The organism is Pseudomonas sp. R4-15 (assembly GCF_055768815.1).
This window is the reverse complement of the sequence record NZ_CM147293.1, coordinates 1,894,715-1,910,254: the sequence shown is the minus strand read 5'-3', so window position 1 is coordinate 1,910,254 and position 15,540 is coordinate 1,894,715. Positions and strand designations below refer to the sequence as shown.

The 15,540-nt window shown below is 64.6% G+C and carries 19 protein-coding genes; 1 reads left to right on the top strand and 18 read right to left on the bottom strand.

Going from position 1 to position 15,540, the window contains the following annotated elements; all coding sequences use genetic code 11:
* Positions 1 to 29: 29 nt before the first annotated feature.
* From ACYRGX_RS09105 to trmJ, 14 genes are all read right to left on the bottom strand, one after another.
* Positions 30 to 1,043, bottom strand: coding sequence for a RodZ domain-containing protein (locus ACYRGX_RS09105; RefSeq protein WP_473056240.1), 1,014 nt, complete (start codon positions 1,041 to 1,043; stop codon positions 30 to 32).
* The gene (pilW, locus tag ACYRGX_RS09100) at positions 1,040 to 1,801 is read right to left on the bottom strand and encodes a type IV pilus biogenesis/stability protein PilW (protein ID WP_473056239.1); all 762 of its coding nucleotides are present in this window, start codon (positions 1,799 to 1,801) and stop codon (positions 1,040 to 1,042) included. The genes ACYRGX_RS09105 and pilW overlap by 4 nt, the downstream gene beginning before the upstream one ends.
* A gap of 13 nt (positions 1,802 to 1,814) precedes the next feature.
* Complete coding sequence (gene rlmN, locus ACYRGX_RS09095) at positions 1,815 to 2,960, bottom strand: dual-specificity RNA methyltransferase RlmN (RefSeq protein WP_473056238.1); 1,146 nt, start codon at positions 2,958 to 2,960, stop codon at positions 1,815 to 1,817.
* Between the two features lie 24 nt (positions 2,961 to 2,984).
* Positions 2,985 to 3,416, bottom strand: coding sequence for a nucleoside-diphosphate kinase (gene ndk, locus ACYRGX_RS09090; protein ID WP_473056237.1), 432 nt, complete (start codon positions 3,414 to 3,416; stop codon positions 2,985 to 2,987).
* A 102-nt stretch (positions 3,417 to 3,518) separates the two neighbouring features.
* On the bottom strand, positions 3,519 to 3,719 hold the full coding sequence (iscX, locus tag ACYRGX_RS09085; RefSeq protein ID WP_473056236.1) for a Fe-S cluster assembly protein IscX: 201 nt from the start codon (positions 3,717 to 3,719) through the stop codon (positions 3,519 to 3,521).
* 1 nt (position 3,720) lies between these two features.
* Positions 3,721 to 4,059: an ISC system 2Fe-2S type ferredoxin gene (gene fdx / locus ACYRGX_RS09080; RefSeq protein ID WP_473056235.1), complete on the bottom strand. Its 339-nt coding sequence runs from the start codon at positions 4,057 to 4,059 to the stop codon at positions 3,721 to 3,723.
* 7 nt (positions 4,060 to 4,066) lie between these two features.
* Positions 4,067 to 5,929 (bottom strand): Fe-S protein assembly chaperone HscA, encoded by a 1,863-nt coding sequence (gene hscA / locus ACYRGX_RS09075; RefSeq protein WP_473056234.1) that lies wholly within the window; start codon positions 5,927 to 5,929, stop codon positions 4,067 to 4,069.
* Positions 5,930 to 5,972: 43 nt separating this feature from the next.
* Positions 5,973 to 6,491, bottom strand: coding sequence for a co-chaperone HscB (gene hscB / locus ACYRGX_RS09070; protein WP_473056233.1), 519 nt, complete (start codon positions 6,489 to 6,491; stop codon positions 5,973 to 5,975).
* Positions 6,492 to 6,500: 9 nt separating this feature from the next.
* Positions 6,501 to 6,824 carry an iron-sulfur cluster assembly protein IscA gene (iscA, locus tag ACYRGX_RS09065; RefSeq protein ID WP_473056232.1) on the bottom strand — a complete coding sequence of 108 codons (324 nt, stop codon included), beginning with the start codon at positions 6,822 to 6,824 and terminating at the stop codon, positions 6,501 to 6,503.
* Between the two features lie 10 nt (positions 6,825 to 6,834).
* Positions 6,835 to 7,224, bottom strand: coding sequence for a Fe-S cluster assembly scaffold IscU (gene iscU, locus ACYRGX_RS09060; protein WP_473056231.1), 390 nt, complete (start codon positions 7,222 to 7,224; stop codon positions 6,835 to 6,837).
* 41 nt (positions 7,225 to 7,265) lie between these two features.
* Positions 7,266 to 8,480 carry an IscS subfamily cysteine desulfurase gene (locus ACYRGX_RS09055; protein WP_473056230.1) on the bottom strand — a complete coding sequence of 405 codons (1,215 nt, stop codon included), beginning with the start codon at positions 8,478 to 8,480 and terminating at the stop codon, positions 7,266 to 7,268.
* 44 nt (positions 8,481 to 8,524) lie between these two features.
* Positions 8,525 to 9,022, bottom strand: a complete 498-nt coding sequence (gene iscR, locus ACYRGX_RS09050; protein WP_473056229.1) for a Fe-S cluster assembly transcriptional regulator IscR — start codon at positions 9,020 to 9,022, stop codon at positions 8,525 to 8,527.
* A 164-nt stretch (positions 9,023 to 9,186) separates the two neighbouring features.
* On the bottom strand, positions 9,187 to 9,954 hold the full coding sequence (cysE, locus tag ACYRGX_RS09045) for a serine O-acetyltransferase (protein ID WP_473056228.1): 768 nt from the start codon (positions 9,952 to 9,954) through the stop codon (positions 9,187 to 9,189).
* Positions 9,954 to 10,724 carry a tRNA (cytosine(32)/uridine(32)-2'-O)-methyltransferase TrmJ gene (gene trmJ / locus ACYRGX_RS09040; protein WP_473056227.1) on the bottom strand — a complete coding sequence of 257 codons (771 nt, stop codon included), beginning with the start codon at positions 10,722 to 10,724 and terminating at the stop codon, positions 9,954 to 9,956. Before trmJ ends, cysE begins: the two co-directional genes overlap by 1 nt.
* Before the next feature lie 139 nt (positions 10,725 to 10,863).
* Here trmJ and suhB point away from each other — a divergent pair, with 139 nt between their 5' ends.
* Positions 10,864 to 11,679, top strand: a complete 816-nt coding sequence (suhB, locus tag ACYRGX_RS09035) for a type III secretion system regulator SuhB (protein WP_473056226.1) — start codon at positions 10,864 to 10,866, stop codon at positions 11,677 to 11,679.
* 63 nt (positions 11,680 to 11,742) lie between these two features.
* Here suhB and ACYRGX_RS09030 read toward each other — a convergent pair whose 3' ends face one another.
* The 4 genes from ACYRGX_RS09030 to yajC all read right to left on the bottom strand — a co-directional run bounded on the left by ACYRGX_RS09030 (position 11,743) and on the right by yajC (position 15,540).
* Entirely contained in the window at positions 11,743 to 12,273 is a 531-nt protein-coding gene (locus ACYRGX_RS09030) for a glycine zipper 2TM domain-containing protein (RefSeq protein ID WP_473056225.1), read from the bottom strand.
* A gap of 86 nt (positions 12,274 to 12,359) precedes the next feature.
* The gene (gene secF / locus ACYRGX_RS09025; RefSeq protein WP_473056224.1) at positions 12,360 to 13,262 is read right to left on the bottom strand and encodes a protein translocase subunit SecF; all 903 of its coding nucleotides are present in this window, start codon (positions 13,260 to 13,262) and stop codon (positions 12,360 to 12,362) included.
* A 9-nt stretch (positions 13,263 to 13,271) separates the two neighbouring features.
* Complete coding sequence (gene secD, locus ACYRGX_RS09020) at positions 13,272 to 15,140, bottom strand: protein translocase subunit SecD (RefSeq protein ID WP_473056223.1); 1,869 nt, start codon at positions 15,138 to 15,140, stop codon at positions 13,272 to 13,274.
* Positions 15,141 to 15,207: 67 nt separating this feature from the next.
* Positions 15,208 to 15,540, bottom strand: a complete 333-nt coding sequence (yajC, locus tag ACYRGX_RS09015; protein ID WP_473056222.1) for a preprotein translocase subunit YajC — start codon at positions 15,538 to 15,540, stop codon at positions 15,208 to 15,210.

The following is a 15,540-nucleotide window of genomic DNA, read 5'->3' as shown; positions in this document are numbered from 1 at the left end:
ATCCTGTGATGGGGGCCGTACGCGCTGCGTCAGCCGCCCAGGGTGATTCGTGCGGTCTCGCCACGTGCCGAGGCGGCGACGTCCACCGGCTCGCCATTGAAGCGCACCTGTACGCCACGCACGTAGCCCAGCCGCAGTTCGAGTGGCGCCTTGGCGGTGAGGTCCAGGTCCTGACCGGCGCGCCGCAGGGCGCTGACCAGCACCTTGCCATCGGCATCGGTGACCTGTACCCAGCAATCGGCGCTGAAACGGATGTTCAAGCGACCCTGGCCCGCGGCGAGCGCTTCTGCAGCGGGCTCTTCGCTCGGCTCGGAGGGCACCGCACCGGCAGCAGCGGGCGGAGCGCTGGGCGCGCTGTCGCTGGCGGCGGCGGGAGCCTCGGCGTTGCCCGGCGCAGCGGGACTGGCCTCGCTGGCGGGTGCCTGCGCGGCGGCCTCGGGGGCAGCGGCGCCCGGCGGGGTTCCGCCCAAGGCGTTGGCATCCGGGATAGCGTTGCCCAACGGCAGTTGGATATCGGCAGCCTGCTCGGACGTATTGTCGGGAACGTCCAGCGGATGGATCTGCGTGGTGCCGTCCGCACCCTCGACCTCGACATGCTCGATCGGGTTGTCCTGCACCAGCTCGGACCAGTCGCCATGCTCCTGCCACCAGAAGAAGCCAGCGATGCCCAGGGCCAGCAGCAACAGGAAGCTGACCGCACGCAGGATGCCCTGGGACAGGCGCATGGGTTCTTCGATACGCCCGAGGCTATGCACGGAGCTGCCGCTGGCGTCGGTACCGGTGTATTGGTCAAAGGCGGTGACCAACTGCGCCTGGTCCATGCCCATCAACTTGGCATAGGCGCGAATGTAGCCACGGGCGAAGGTATGCCCGGGTAATTTCTCGAAGGCACCCGCCTCCAGCTGGGTCAAGGCCTGCTGGGTCAAGTTCAGTTGCGTGGCCACCTGGGAGAGGCTCCAGCCACGCTCCTCGCGGGCTTGGCGCAGTGTGTCACCGGGGTTGGCGCGCGTCGCCGTGACGGATTCGTTGAGCGGCGTTTTCATCGATGCTCCGAAAGATAAGCCTGGTATTCCCGCGAGGCCGGATAGAGGCGCTTGAGCTGCAGCGCGTAGCTGGCCGCGGTGTCGCGGTCCTCGAAGACCGTGGCCAGCTGTATGCCCAGCAACAGGCTGGCGGCATTCTGCTCGGACAGGTTGAGGAAACCGACGTAGTAATTGCGTGCAGGCACGTATTCACGCGCCTCGTAAGAAAGCTTGGCCATTTCCAGCAGCGCTTGAGGCTGTCGTGAGTCCAGGCGCAGGGCGCGCTGCAGGTATTCGCGCGCCTCCTGCTTGCGGCCCAGGGCCAGGGCGGTCATGCCCATGTTGAGAAAGACCCGCGAACGCTCGGCGTAGAGGGTGTCCTCAGCAGCCTCGTGGAAGCGCTGCAGGGCTTTCTCGTAGTCCTTCTGTTCGAACAGGAAGCTGCCGTAGTTATTGAGGATGCGAGCGTCCCCCGGCCGTGCAGCGAGCGCCTTGCGATAGTGCTGATCGGCCAGTGCGGGCTCCATCTGCGCCTGGAACACCAGGGCGAGAGCGGCATGTGCGTCGGCATTGTCCGGCTCGATGTCGAGGGCGTTCTTCAACGGCGTCTTGGCCGCTTCGGTGTTGCCCTGCTGCAGGTAGCCCAAGCCGAGCTGGACGTAGGCATCACGGGCCGCGTTACGGCCCTTTTCGGTCTTCAGCGGGTCCACATGACCGGTCGATACGCAGGCAGCCGTCAGGCCGATGAAGCAGGCGAGCAGCGCTTGGCGCAAGGTCATGTGGGTCCTCCGATCAGTTACGCCCGGCGGCGAGCGGTGCGCTGGGCTCGGCGGCCAGCTGGCGCACGGCAATGTAGCGTTCGCTACGCCGGGTACGATCGTCGACCTTGCCGACCAGTTGTCCACAGGCCGCATCGATGTCGTCGCCACGGGTGGTACGCACGGTGACATTATGCCCGGCCTTGTGCAACAGCTCCTGGAAGCGGCGGATGGCGTTGTTGCTGGGCCGCTCGTAACCGGAGTGCGGGAACGGATTGAAGGGGATCAGGTTGATCTTGCAGGGGACGTTGGCAAGCAGCTCGATCATCTGCTGGGCATGCTCGGGCAGGTCGTTGACACCCTTGAGCAGCGTGTACTCGATGGTCAGGTAGCGCTTGTCGCCGAGGCGATCGATGTAGCGCTTGCAGGCATCCAGTACGACCGCCAGCGGATACTTGCGGTTGATCGGCACCAACTGGTTGCGCAGCTCATCGTTCGGCGCGTGCAGCGACAGCGCCAGGGCCACGTCGGTGACTTCGCCGAGCTTGTCGATCATCGGCGCCACGCCGGAGGTGGACAGGGTCACCTTGCGCTTGGAAATACCGTAGCCCAGGTCGTCCATCATCAGCGTCATGGCGGCGAGGACGTTATCGAAATTCAGCAACGGCTCGCCCATGCCCATCATCACCACGTTGGTGATGGCGCGATCGATCTTGGCCGGGACGGTACCGAAGGATTTGTTGGCGAGCCATACCTGGCCGATGATCTCGGCAGCGGTAAGGTCGCTGTTGAAGCCTTGCTTGCCCGTGGAGCAGAAACTGCAATCCAGCGCACAACCGGCCTGGGAGGACACGCACAGCGTGCCACGGCCGTTCTGCGGGATGTACACGGTTTCCACGCAACTGCCCGAAGCGACACGCACCACCCACTTGCGGGTGCCGTCGCTGGAGATGTCCTGGCTGACGATCTCCGGGCCGCGAACCTCGGCGCAGGCCTTGAGCTTTTCGCGCAGGGCCTTGCCGAGGTTGCTCATGGCGTCGAAGTCATCGACGCCAAAGTGGTGAATCCACTTCATCACCTGGCCGGCACGGAAGCGCTTTTCCCCGATCGAGTCGAAGAATTGCTCCATCTGCGGCTGGGTCAGCCCCAGCAGGTTGGTCTTGGTGGCGGTGGTGCTCATGGTATTCACCCAGTACGGCAACGCTTAGCGAATGCGCTCGCAGACTTCGGTCGCGGCGAAGAAGTAAGCGATTTCGCGAGCGGCGGACGCTTCGGAATCCGAACCGTGCACGGCATTCTCGTCGATGGAGACGGCGAAGTCGGCGCGGATGGTACCGGCGTCGGCTTTCTTCGGATCGGTGGCGCCCATCAGCTCACGGTTCTTGGCGATGGCGTTTTCGCCTTCCAGAACCTGAACCAGCACCGGGCCGGAGGTCATGAAGGAAACCAGGTCCTTGAAGAAGGGGCGCTCTTTGTGCTCGGCGTAGAAACCGCCGGCTTCACGAGCGGACAGCTGCACCATCTTCGCAGCCACGACGTTCAGGCCGGCCTTCTCGAAGCGGGAGATGATTTCGCCGACGACGTTCTTGGAAACGGCATCCGGCTTGATGATGGAAAGGGTACGTTCGACAGCCATGAATCACTCCAGAAAAGGCAGGGTTTTGCAATAACAGATGGATCAAACCCGCGGATTATACGCGGGTTTGCGGGAACGGAAAGCCGGCAGCCGCCGGCGCCCTCAGTCGGCCTCTTCGATCCAGGCCGCCTGGATGGCCTCGAGGACCTTCTCGCCGCCGCGCGAGGCGTCGTCGGAGAACTCCGGAAGCTCCAGCACCCAGCGCTGCAGCTGGACGAAGTTGAGGTAGCGCGGATCCACGTCGGGATGCCGCTCAGCGAGCTGGATGGCGATTTCCAGCACATCGACCCATTTCAGACTCATGTCAGTGGCGCTCGGAAACCTGGTTGATGGTGTAACGGGGAATCTCCACCGTCAGGTCCTTGTCACCGACTACCGCCTGGCAGGACAACCGCGACTCCGGCTCCAGACCCCAGGCCTTGTCGAGCATGTCGTCCTCGAGTTCGTCGGAGGCTTCCAGGGAGGTGAAGCCCTCGCGCACGATCACGTGGCAGGTGGTGCAGGCACAAGACATCTCGCAGGCATGCTCGATCTCGATGCCATTGCGCAGCGCAGCGTCGATGATGGTCTCGCCGGCTTCGGCTTCGACCACCGCGCCCTCCGGGCAATGCTCGGCGTGGGGCAGGAATACGATTTGCGGCATCTTGGGATCAATCCTCGATTTCGTTCAGGCGACGGCCAGCCAGGGCGGCCTTGACCGTGGAATCCAGCCGGCGGGCGGCAAAGGCATCGGTGATCTGGCTCAGGCGCCGGACCTGCTGCTCCAGGGCAGCGGCGTCCTCGCCGTCCAGCAGTCCGCGCAGTTCATCGGCCACCGCGTCGATGGCCAGGCGCTCTTCGGCATCGAGCAGACGCTCGCCGTCGGCGGCCAGGGCAGAATCCACCGCCTCCAGCAGGCGCCGCGCCTCCACCTGCTGCTCCCGCAGCACGCGAGCAGCCTTGTCGTCGCCGGCATGGCTGAAAGAGTCCTGCAGCATACGCGCGATCTCGCCATCGGACAGACCGTAGGACGGCTTGACCTCGATGTTCGCCTCGACGCCCGAGGACAGTTCGCGGGCGGAAACCCCGAGCAAGCCGTCCGCGTCGACCTGGAAGGTCACGCGGATCTTCGCCGCGCCAGCGACCATCGGCGGAATCCCGCGCAGCTCGAAGCGCGCCAGCGAACGGCAGTCGGCGACCAGCTCGCGCTCGCCCTGTAGGACATGGATCATCATCGCCGTCTGGCCATCGCGATAGGTGGTGAATTCCTGCCCACGCGCCACCGGAATGGTGGTGTTGCGCGGGATGACCTTCTCCATCAGCCCGCCCATGGTTTCCAGGCCCAGCGACAGCGGAATGACATCCAGCAGCAGCAGGTCGCCACCCTCGCGACGGTTGCCGGCCAACTGATCGGCCTGCAGCGCCGCGCCAATGGCAACCACCCGGTCCGGGTCGATATCCGTCAGCGGCTGGCAGCCGAACAGTCCGCCCACTGCCTCGCGCACGCGCGGCACTCGGGTCGAGCCGCCAACCATGACCACCGCAGCGATCTCCTCGACCTCCACGCTGGCATCACGCAGCGCGCGACGGCAAGCCTTCAGGCTACGCGCCAGGAGCGGCTCGATGAGGGCGTCGAAGGTCGTGCGTTCCAGCTCGCCGCGCCATTCGCCGTACTCGACGACGACCGCCGGCTGGGCGCTGAGCGCCTCCTTGGCCGCGCAGGCAGCCTGCAGCAGACGACGCTGGGCAGACGGGTCCAGATCATCGGAAAGTCCGGCCTGCTCAATGATCCAGGCCGCGAGGGCATGGTCGAAATCGTCGCCACCCAGGGCGCTGTCGCCGCCGGTGGCAAGCACTTCGAAAACGCCCTGGGAGAGCCGCAGGATGGAAATGTCGAAGGTGCCGCCACCCAGGTCGTAGATCGCCACCAGGCCTTCGGCCTGCTGATCGAGACCGTAGGCCACCGCCGCCGCGGTGGGCTCGTTGAGCAGGCGCAGCACGTTGAGTCCGGCGAGCCGCGCGGCATCCTTGGTGGCCTGGCGCTGGGCATCGTCGAAGTACGCCGGCACGGTGATCACCGCGCCGACCAGCTCGCCACCCAGGCGCGCCTCGGCGCGCTGGCGCAGGCTGCGGAGAATCTCCGCGGATACCTCGACCGGGCTCTTCGGGCCCTGCACGGTGTCGATGAAGGGCATCTGCGAATCGCCCGCGACGAAGCGATAGGGCAACTGCTCGCCGAGCTGGCGAACGTCGGCCAAACCACGGCCCATCAGCCGCTTGACGGAAATGATACTGTTCAGCGGGTCACTCGCCGCGGCCTGGCGAGCGGCCTCCCCCACCACCACGGCATCGGTGCCGTAGCGCACCGCGGACGGCAGGATGACCGCGCCATCGGCGTCGGCGAGGGTTTCGGCGACGCCACTGAGCACGCTGGCGACGAGCGAATTAGTAGTGCCCAGGTCGATACCCACCGCCAGGCGGCGCTGATGCGGCCGGGGTGCTTGGCCGGGTTCGGCGATCTGTAGTAAAGCCATGACTGCCTGCATCTCGGGCGCCGCCGTCAACGGCAGCGCCGGGTTAGTCGTCGAGGCGCTCTTCGAGCTGCCGCACCTCTTGGGAAAGCTTGTCGAGGAACTGCATGCGGCGCATCAGACGCTCGGCTTCGGCGTGCTGCGCGGAATCGTCCCAGCAGTCGGCAAAGGCTTCGCCGAGGGCTTCCTGGGCGGTCTTCAGACGCTTCTTGAAGTGCGCCACGCCGGCCAGATCCGCTTCGTCCTGCAAGTCCTCGAGCTCTTCGCGCCACTGCATCTGCTGCAGGAGGAATTCCGGGTCCTGCACCGTGGCTTCCAAGGGCACTTCACGGCCCTTGAGCGCCAGCAGATAGCGCGCGCGCTGCGGCGGATTCTTCAACACCTGATAGGCCTCGTTCAACTCCGCGGCCTTTTCCAGCGCCAGACGCCGCTCACGTTCCGGCGCATCGGCGAAGCGATCCGGATGGACGCTACGCGCCAGGGCGCGGTAACGCTCGGCGAGCTGATTCAGGTCCAGGCGATAGCTGGGCTGCAGGTCGAACAGGGCAAAGTGGCAAGGTCCCACGGAAAGGCCTCAGACGTTGAAGCTTTCGCCGCAGCCGCATTCGCCACGCACGTTCGGGTTGTTGAACTTGAAGCCTTCGTTGAGCCCCTCGCGGGTGAAGTCCAGCTCGGTACCGTCGAGGTAGGCGAGGCTCTTGGGATCGATGAACAGCTTCACGCCGCTGGTTTCGAACACCAGATCCTCGGCGATCGGCTCGTCGACGAACTCCAGAACGTAGGCCAAGCCGGAACACCCGGTGGTACGCACGCCCAGGCGAATGCCCTCGCCCTTGCCGCGCCCGTCGAGGGAGCGCTGCACATGGCGTGCGGCTGCTTCGGTCATGCTGATGGCCATACGTGCCTCCTTACTCAGCCAAGCCTTTCTTCTGCTTGTAGTCACGCACCGCTGCTTTGATAGCGTCTTCGGCGAGTACCGAGCAGTGAATCTTCACCGGCGGCAGAGCCAGCTCTTCGGCGATGGTGGTGTTCTTGATCGCCGCAGCCTCATCCAGGGTCTTGCCCTTCATCCACTCGGTGGCCAGGGAGCTGGAAGCGATCGCGGAGCCGCAGCCGTAGGTCTTGAACTTGGCGTCTTCGATGACGCCCTGCTCGTTGACCTTGATCTGCAGGCGCATCACGTCACCGCAGGCGGGCGCGCCGACCATGCCGGTACCGACGTCCGGATCGGCGGCGTCGAGCTTGCCGACGTTGCGCGGGTTTTCGTAGTGGTCGATGACCTTGTCACTGTATGCCATGGTGTCTTTCCTCTCTTATCACGGTGCCGGCGACGCGATTCTCAGTGCGCCTGCCATTCGACCTGGGACAGGTCGACGCCATCTTTGTACATGTCCCACAGCGGCGAGAGCGCGCGCAGCTTGACCACCGCCTCGCGCACGTTCTGTGCGGCGAAGTCGATCTCCTCCTCGGTGCTGAAGCGGCCGAAGGTGAAGCGGATCGAACTGTGCGCCAGCTCGTCATTGCGGCCCAGGGCGCGCAGCACGTAGGAAGGTTCCAGGGAGGCCGAAGTACAGGCCGAACCGGACGATACGGCAAGGTCCTTGAGCGCCATGATCAGCGACTCGCCTTCCACGTAGTTGAAGCTCAGGTTCAGGTTGTGCGGCACACGCTGGGTCAGGCTACCGTTCACGTAAAGTTCTTCGAGATCCTCGAGCTGGGCGAAGAAGCGGTTGCGCAGCGCCAGCAGGCGCTCGTTCTCGCTGACCATCTCCTCGCGAGCGATGCGGAAGGCTTCGCCCATGCCGACGATCTGGTGGGTCGCCAGGGTGCCCGAACGCATGCCGCGCTCATGGCCGCCACCGTGCATCTGCGCTTCCAGGCGCACGCGCGGCTTGCGACGCACGTAGAGCGCGCCGATGCCCTTGGGACCGTAGGTCTTGTGGGCGGAGAAGGACATGAGGTCGACCTTCATCTTTTCCAGGTCGATCTCGACCTTGCCGGTGGACTGCGCCGCATCGACATGGAAAAGGATGCCGCGCGAGCGAGTCAGCTCGCCGATCGCAGCAATGTCGTTGATCGTGCCGATCTCGTTGTTCACGTGCATGATCGAAACCAGGATGGTGTCGTCACGCAACTCGCCCTCGACCATCTCCGGGGTGATGATGCCGTCTTCACCCGGATCGAGATAGGTGACTTCGAAACCCTCGCGCTCGAGCTGGCGAGTGGTGTCCAGCACCGCCTTGTGCTCGATCTTCGAGGTAATGATGTGCTTGCCCTTGCTCGCGTAGAAGTGCGCGACGCCCTTGATCGCCAGGTTGTCGGACTCGGTGGCGCCGGAGGTCCAGACGATTTCACGCGGATCGGCCTTGACCAGATCGGCGACCTGGCGACGCGCATTCTCGACGGCTTCCTCGGCCTTCCAGCCGAACAGGTGAGAGCGCGATGCCGGGTTGCCGAAGTTGCCTTCGTTGGTCAGGCAGTCGCACATCAGCTTGGCCACCCGGGGATCGACCGGCGTGGTCGCGGAGTAGTCGAGGTAGATCGGCGTTTTCATCTGGTTCTCCTATCAGGTTCGGGCTCTTCCGGCCCGCGCCTCGCTCACTCGATGGCAGAGGCTTGTATCTTGTCCAGGCGTGACGTCCGCCCGTTGTCGCAGAGGCGGCGGTTATCCTGTCGCAAAGCGACTTCCTGCACCTCGCGACGCTTGACCAGATCCCCGAGGCTGATGCCCGTGAGGAATTCGTGAATGCGATCGCTGAGGTCGCACCACAGGTGATGGGTGAGGCAGGTGTCACCGGAATGGCAATCACCCACGCCCTGGCAGCGGGTCGCGTCGACGGATTCGTTCACCGCATCGATGACCTCGGCCACCTGGATGTGCCCCATCTCGCGGGAAAGCTGATAGCCGCCACCGGGACCTCGCACGCTGGTCACCAGTGCGCCGCGGCGAAGTTTCGCGAAAAGCTGCTCGAGATAAGACAGGGAAATGCCCTGCCGCTCGGAGATATCGGCCAGGGAAACCGGACCGTTCTGCGCATGCAGCGCCAGGTCGAGCATGGCGGTGACAGCGTAGCGGCCTTTGGTGGTGAGTCGCATGGTTGGATACCAATGGGGTTCGCTGGAGTGCGAGCAGTATCCCTTTTCCGAGTGTTTGAGTCAACTAAAAGACCCACAAAAACACTAGGACATAGATGCGGAGCGGCCTCGGATTTTAGCGCCAAGCGAAGCGGCGCGCCAGTGCGGGCACGCCTGCCGCCCTCCTAGCGCCGAGGCTCTTCCTTGACGTCCTCGAAGTCCTCTTCGCGCAGCGCCGGGAGCTCCTTGGCGCAGTAGTCACTGCCCAGCGCCTTCAGTGCGCCGCACATGCCCTCCAGGCGATCATCCACCGCCTGCAGGTGATCGAGCAGTTGACCAATCGCGCGCGCCACCGGATCGGGCATGTCACCGCTGATGCCGTAGGCATCGAAGCCGTACTTCTGCGCGATGGCCTGGCGCTTGGCCTCGTCCTCTTCGCTGGGCTTGCCGATCACGCGACCGGGAATACCGACCACCGTGGCACCGGCCGGCACCGCCTTGGTGACCACCGCATTGGAGCCGACCTTGGCCCCCGCGCCGACGGTGAACGGACCCAACACCTTGGCACCGGCACCGACCACCACGCCATCTTCCAGGGTCGGATGGCGCTTGCCCTTGTTCCAACTGGTGCCGCCCAGGGTCACCCCCTGGTAGAGCGTCACGTCGTCGCCGATCTCGGCGGTCTCGCCAATGACGATGCCCATGCCATGGTCGATGAAGAAGCGCCGGCCGATGGTCGCCCCCGGATGGATTTCGATGCCGGTCAGCCAGCGACCGAAGTTGGAGACCGCACGCGCCAGCCACTTCCATTCGTTGCGCCACAGGCCATTGGCCACACGGTGCAACCACACCGCCTGCAGCCCGGGATAGCAGGTGAGCACCTCGAAGGTATTGCGCGCCGCCGGATCGCGGTGGAACACGCTCCGGATGTCTTCTCGCATGCGCTCGAACATCAATCACCTCTCCGCTTGTGGGGTTCGCCGCGAATGGTTTTCTGCGTTTCGGTAAGGACGCCGCGCAGAATATTCATTTCCAGTCGACTGACGTTGGCGCGCCCGTACAAGCGCCGCAGCCTGGACATCAGGTGACGGGGATTCTGCGGGTCGAGAAAACCGATCTCGACCATCACCTGCTCCAGATGGCCGAAGTAGGACTCCATCTCGTCGAAGGTACAGGGCTGCTCGGCGAGCATCGCCGTAGCTTCGACCTTGGGCTTCTTGGTCGGCTCGCCCTGCGCCGCGAGCCACGCCATGCGCACCTCGTAGACCAGCACCTGGACAGCGGCCGCAAGGTTCAGCGAACCAAAGGAAGGGTCCGAGGGAATGTGTACGTGGTAGTGACAGCGCTGCAACTCGTCGTTGGTCAGTCCGGCGTACTCACGCCCGAAGACCAGCGCGACCTCGCCGCTCGCAGCATGCTCGAGCGTCGTCGATCCGCACTCGCGCGGATCCAGCAACGGCCAGGGAATGCGCCGGTCGCGGGCACTGGTGCCGAGCACCAGGCTGCAGCCGCTGAGCGCCTCTTCCAGAGTATCGACCACCTGCGCCGCATCGAGCACGTCGTCCGCGCCCGAGGCTCGCGCCCGCGCCTTGGGGCTGGGGAACTCCTCCGGCGCCACCAGCACCAGCCGCGACAAGCCCATGTTCTTCATGGCCCGCGCCGCGCCGCCGATGTTGCCCGGGTGGCTGGTGCCCACCAGCACCACGCGTATGTTTTCCAGCACGTCCACTCTCCCGCTAACGAAGGGCTGGAATAGTACCGAAGGTATCGCGAAGTCTCCATTCATCCGGTGAGCGGACGACGCAACGTCGCCAGACATCTGCTAGAATGGCCGGCTTTCTTTAACGACCCAGGTACCCTCCATGCAGCCCATGCTGAATATCGCGCTGCGCGCGGCCCGCAGCGCCGGTGAAATGATCGTGCGCTCCATCGAGCGCCTCGACGTACTGGCCATCAACGAAAAAGATGCCAACGACTACGTCAGCGAAGTCGATCGCGCCGCAGAGCTGCAGATCGTCACCGCGCTGCGCAAGGCCTACCCGACCCACGCCATCCTGGGCGAGGAAGGCGGCGTACTGGAGGGTAGCGGCGAAGGTGCCGATTACCAGTGGATCATCGACCCGCTCGACGGCACCACCAACTTCCTGCGCGGCGTCCCGCATTTCGCCGTGAGCATCGCCTGCAAATACCGCGGTCGCCTCGAGCACGCCGTCGTACTGGACCCGGTGCGCCAGGAAGAATTCACCGCCAGCCGTGGCCGTGGCGCCGCACTCAACGGTCGCCGCATTCGCGTCAGCCCGCGCAAGAGCCTCGAAGGCGCCCTGCTCGGCACCGGCTTCCCGTTCCGCGAAAGCCAGTTGGAGAACCTGGACAACTACCTGGGCATGTTTCGCTCCCTGGTCGGCCAGACCGCCGGCATCCGCCGCGCCGGCGCCGCCAGCCTGGACCTGGCCTACGTGGCTGCCGGTCGCTACGACGCCTTCTGGGAATTCGGTCTCTCCGAATGGGACATGGCAGCCGGCGCGCTGCTGATCCAGGAAGCCGGCGGCCTGACCAGCGACTTCTCCGGCAGCCACGAATTCCTCGAGAAGGGCCAGATCGTCGCCGGCAACACCAAGTGCTTCAAAGCCGTGCTTACCGCGATCCAGCCGCACCTCTCGGCAGCGCTCAAGCGCTGATCCCGGCGCGAAACGAAAAAAGCGCCCCGAGGGGCGCTTTTTTTTTTTGCATCGCTGAAACGCTTACTGCTGGCTCAACACCAACTGGCCGTCGCGCACCGGGATCTGCGAACCCGGATCACGCTCCATGCGCACCTGGCCGACCTGACCATCGAGATCGTACTTGACGTCGTAACCGACGACTTTCTCGCTGGTCTCGTTGACCGTGTTGCAACGGGTCTCGGTGGTGGTGTAGGTGTCGTTGGCCTGCATGCGGCCCTGGACCTGGTTACCGGCATAACCACCGCCGACGGCGCCGGCCACGGTGGCGATCTTCTTGCCGGTGCCGCCGCCGATCTGGTTGCCGAGCAGGCCCCCTGCAATGGCACCGATAGCGGTGCCTGCAATACGGTTGCTGTCCTGCACCGGGCGCTGACGGGTGACCGCGACGTCCTTGCAGACTTCACGCGGCGTCTTGATGGTTTCCTTGACGGGCTCGACCGCCAGCACCTTCGCATGATCGGGGCTGCGGTCGACCACACTGTAGGCCACCGCGCCGCCGGCGGTGACGATCACCGCGCCGAGCACGGTTCCGACGAGCATGGACTTGTTCATGGGCATCTCCTGACTTGCCGTTACGATCCCGAAGGACCGACTCGAATCCTTCGACGGCAAGTCAGGCGCGGAAGTTCCCGCTGCGCTTACGGGCGGTCGTCAGCCTCTTCGACCACCGGAGGAATCAGATCCTCGCGGGTCAGCTTGAGCCACACCAGTACCACGCTGGCGATGTACACCGACGAGTAGGTACCGGCCAGCACGCCGATAAACAGCGCCAGCGAGAAGCCCCAGAGGTTCTCGCCACCGAAGATCATCAGTGCCAGGATCGCCAACAGGGTCGAGATCGAAGTCGCCAGGGTACGCAGCAGGGTCTGGGTGGTCGAGATGTTGATGTTCTCGATCAGCTCGGCCTTGCGCAGCACACGGAAGTTCTCACGCACCCGGTCGAAGACCACGATGGTGTCGTTGAGCGAGTAACCGATGATCGCCAGCACCGCGGCAAGCACCGTCAGGTCGAAGGGGATCTGGAACAGCGAGAACACGCCCAGCGTGAGAATGACGTCATGGAACAGCGAGATCACCGCACCGAGACCGAACTTCCACTGGAAGCGGAAGGCGACGTACAACAGGATGCCGCCAAGCGCCACCAGCATGCCCAGGCCACCCTGGTCGCGCAGCTCCTCACCGACCGCAGGGCCGACGAACTCGTTGCGCTGCACGCTCAACTGCGCACCACCCTGCTGGAGCGCCGCCGCTACGCGCGCGCCCATCTGCTGATCCTCGCCCGGCACGCGCACGAGAATGTCGGTGGTGGAGCCGAAGCTCTGCACTATCGCGTCGGCGAAGCCGGCCTCGCGCAGTTGCGTACGCACCTGTTCGAGGTCCACCGGCTGCTCGTAACTCAGCTCGATCAACGAACCGCCGGTGAAGTCCAGGCCGAAGTTCAGCCCGCGAATCGCGAGGCTGCCCAGCGAGACCACGGTCAGCAGCAGCGTGCAGGCAAACGCGATATTGCGGATGCCCATGAAATTGATGACACGTTTCATCGCGCTACCTCAGATCCACAGCTTCTTGATGTCACGGCCACCGAAAATCAGGTTGACCATGCCGCGGGTGACGATGATGGCGGTGAACATCGAAGTGATGATGCCCAACGACAGGGTGACGGCGAAGCCCTTGACCGGCCCGGTGCCCATGGCGAAGAGAATGGCGCCGACCAACAGCGTGGTCAGGTTGCCATCGATGATCGCCGAGAAGGCCCGATCGAAGCCCTCGTGGATCGCCCGCTGCACGGACATGCCGTTGGCGATTTCCTCACGGATACGCGAGAAGATCAGCACGTTGGCGTCCACCGCCATCCCCATGGTCAGCACGATACCGGCGATACCCGGAAGGGTCAGGGTCGCACCGATCGCCGACATCAGCCCCACCAACACCACCATGTTGAAACACAGCGCAACGGTGGCCAGCAGACCGAAGAAGCGGTAGATCGCGGTGATGAACACGGCCACCAGGAGGAAGCCCCAGAGCGCCGCTTGCAGGCCGAGCTGGATGTTCTCCGCGCCCAGGCTCGGGCCGATGGTGCGCTCTTCGGCGAAGTACATCGGTGCGGCCAGGCCGCCGGCACGCAGCAGCAGCGCCAATTCCGAGGACTCGCCCGGACCGTTCAGGCCGGTGATGCGGAAGCTGTTACCCAGCGCCGACTGGATGGTCGCCAGGCTGATGATGCGCTTCTCCTCGACGAAACCGGGAACCGCGACCTCTTTCTCGACACCGTCGACGACCTTGCGGGTGTAACGGGTGATCGGCTTCTGCTCGATGAACACCACGGCCATGCTGCGCCCAACGTTGTTGCGCGTGGCACGGTTCATCAGGTCGCCGCCGTGGCCATCGAGGCGAATGTTCACCTGCGGACGGCCGTTCTCGTCGAAACTTGCCTGAGCATCGGTGACCTGGTCACCGTTGATGATCACGCTGCGTTCCAGCGGCACGGCGGGACGCCCCGGCTCGCGGAACTCGAAGGACTCGGTGGTCGCGCGCGGTGCATCCGCGGCGGCGGCCAGGCGGAACTCCAGGTTGGCGGTCTTGCCGAGAATGCGCTTGGCTTCGGCGGTGTCCTGCACGCCAGGCAACTCCACGACGATACGATTGGCGCCCTGACGCTGCACCAACGGCTCGGCCACACCCAGTTCGTTGACGCGGTTACGCACCGTGGTCAAGTTCTGCTGGATCGAGTATTCGCGGATTTCCGTAAGCTTGGCCGGAGTCAGCGCGAGGCGCAGCACCTGACGACCATCACGCTCGACGCTGGTGATGGTGAAGTCACGGTATTCGGCGGCGATCTTCGCACGCGCCTGACCGAGTTCGTCGGCATCCTCGAAGCCCAACTGAATGGCGCTGTCCTGCTGCGGCATGCTGCGATAACGAATGCGCTCGCGGCGCAGCAAGGTCTTGATCTCGTTCTCGTAGACATTGAGGCGCGCGTCGACGGCCTTTTCCATGTCCACTTCGAGCAGGAAGTGCACACCGCCGGAGAGGTCCAGGCCCAGTTTCATCGGGCTGGCACCCACGGCGCGTAGCCAGGCGGGCGTGGTCTGCGCCAGGTTCAGCGCCACCACGTAGTCGTCACCGAGGGTACGCCGCGCCAGCTCCTGGGCGGGCAACTGGTCTTCGGCACGCTGCATGCGCACCAGCGCACTGCCGCCCTGCTCGCCCAGTTCGGTCGCCTTGACCGCCAGGCCAGCGCCTTCGAGTGCCGTACGCACCTTGTCCAGATCCGCCTGACTGACCTGCAGCGAGGTGCTCGCACCACTGATCTGCACGGCCGGGTCGTCGGGATAGAGGTTGGGCGCGGAGTAGATGAAGCCGACCGCCAGTACTACCAGGATCAGCAGGTATTTCCACAGAGGGTATCTGTTGAGCATGTCACCGCTCGCTCAAGACACGGGGCGCACTGGGCGCCCCGCTTGGTTCGGAAGAATGCTGCAGGCCTCAGATGGCCTTCAGCGTGCCCTTGGGCAGGGTGGCGGCGATAGCCGCCTTCTGGAACTTCAGCTCCACGTTGTCGGAGACCTCGACGACCACGAAGTCGTCGGCCACCTTGGTCACGCGACCGGCGAGACCGCCAGAGGTGACGACTTCATCGCCTTTCTGCAGGCCGGAGAGCAGGTTCTTGTGCTCCTTGGCGCGCTTGGCCTGGGGGCGCCAGATCATCAGATAGAAGATGACCAGGAAACCGACCAGGAACACCCACTCGAAACCGCTGCCGGCGGGGGCGCCAGGCGCAGCGGCGTCGGCGTAGGCGGCGGGGATCAGAAAGCTCAT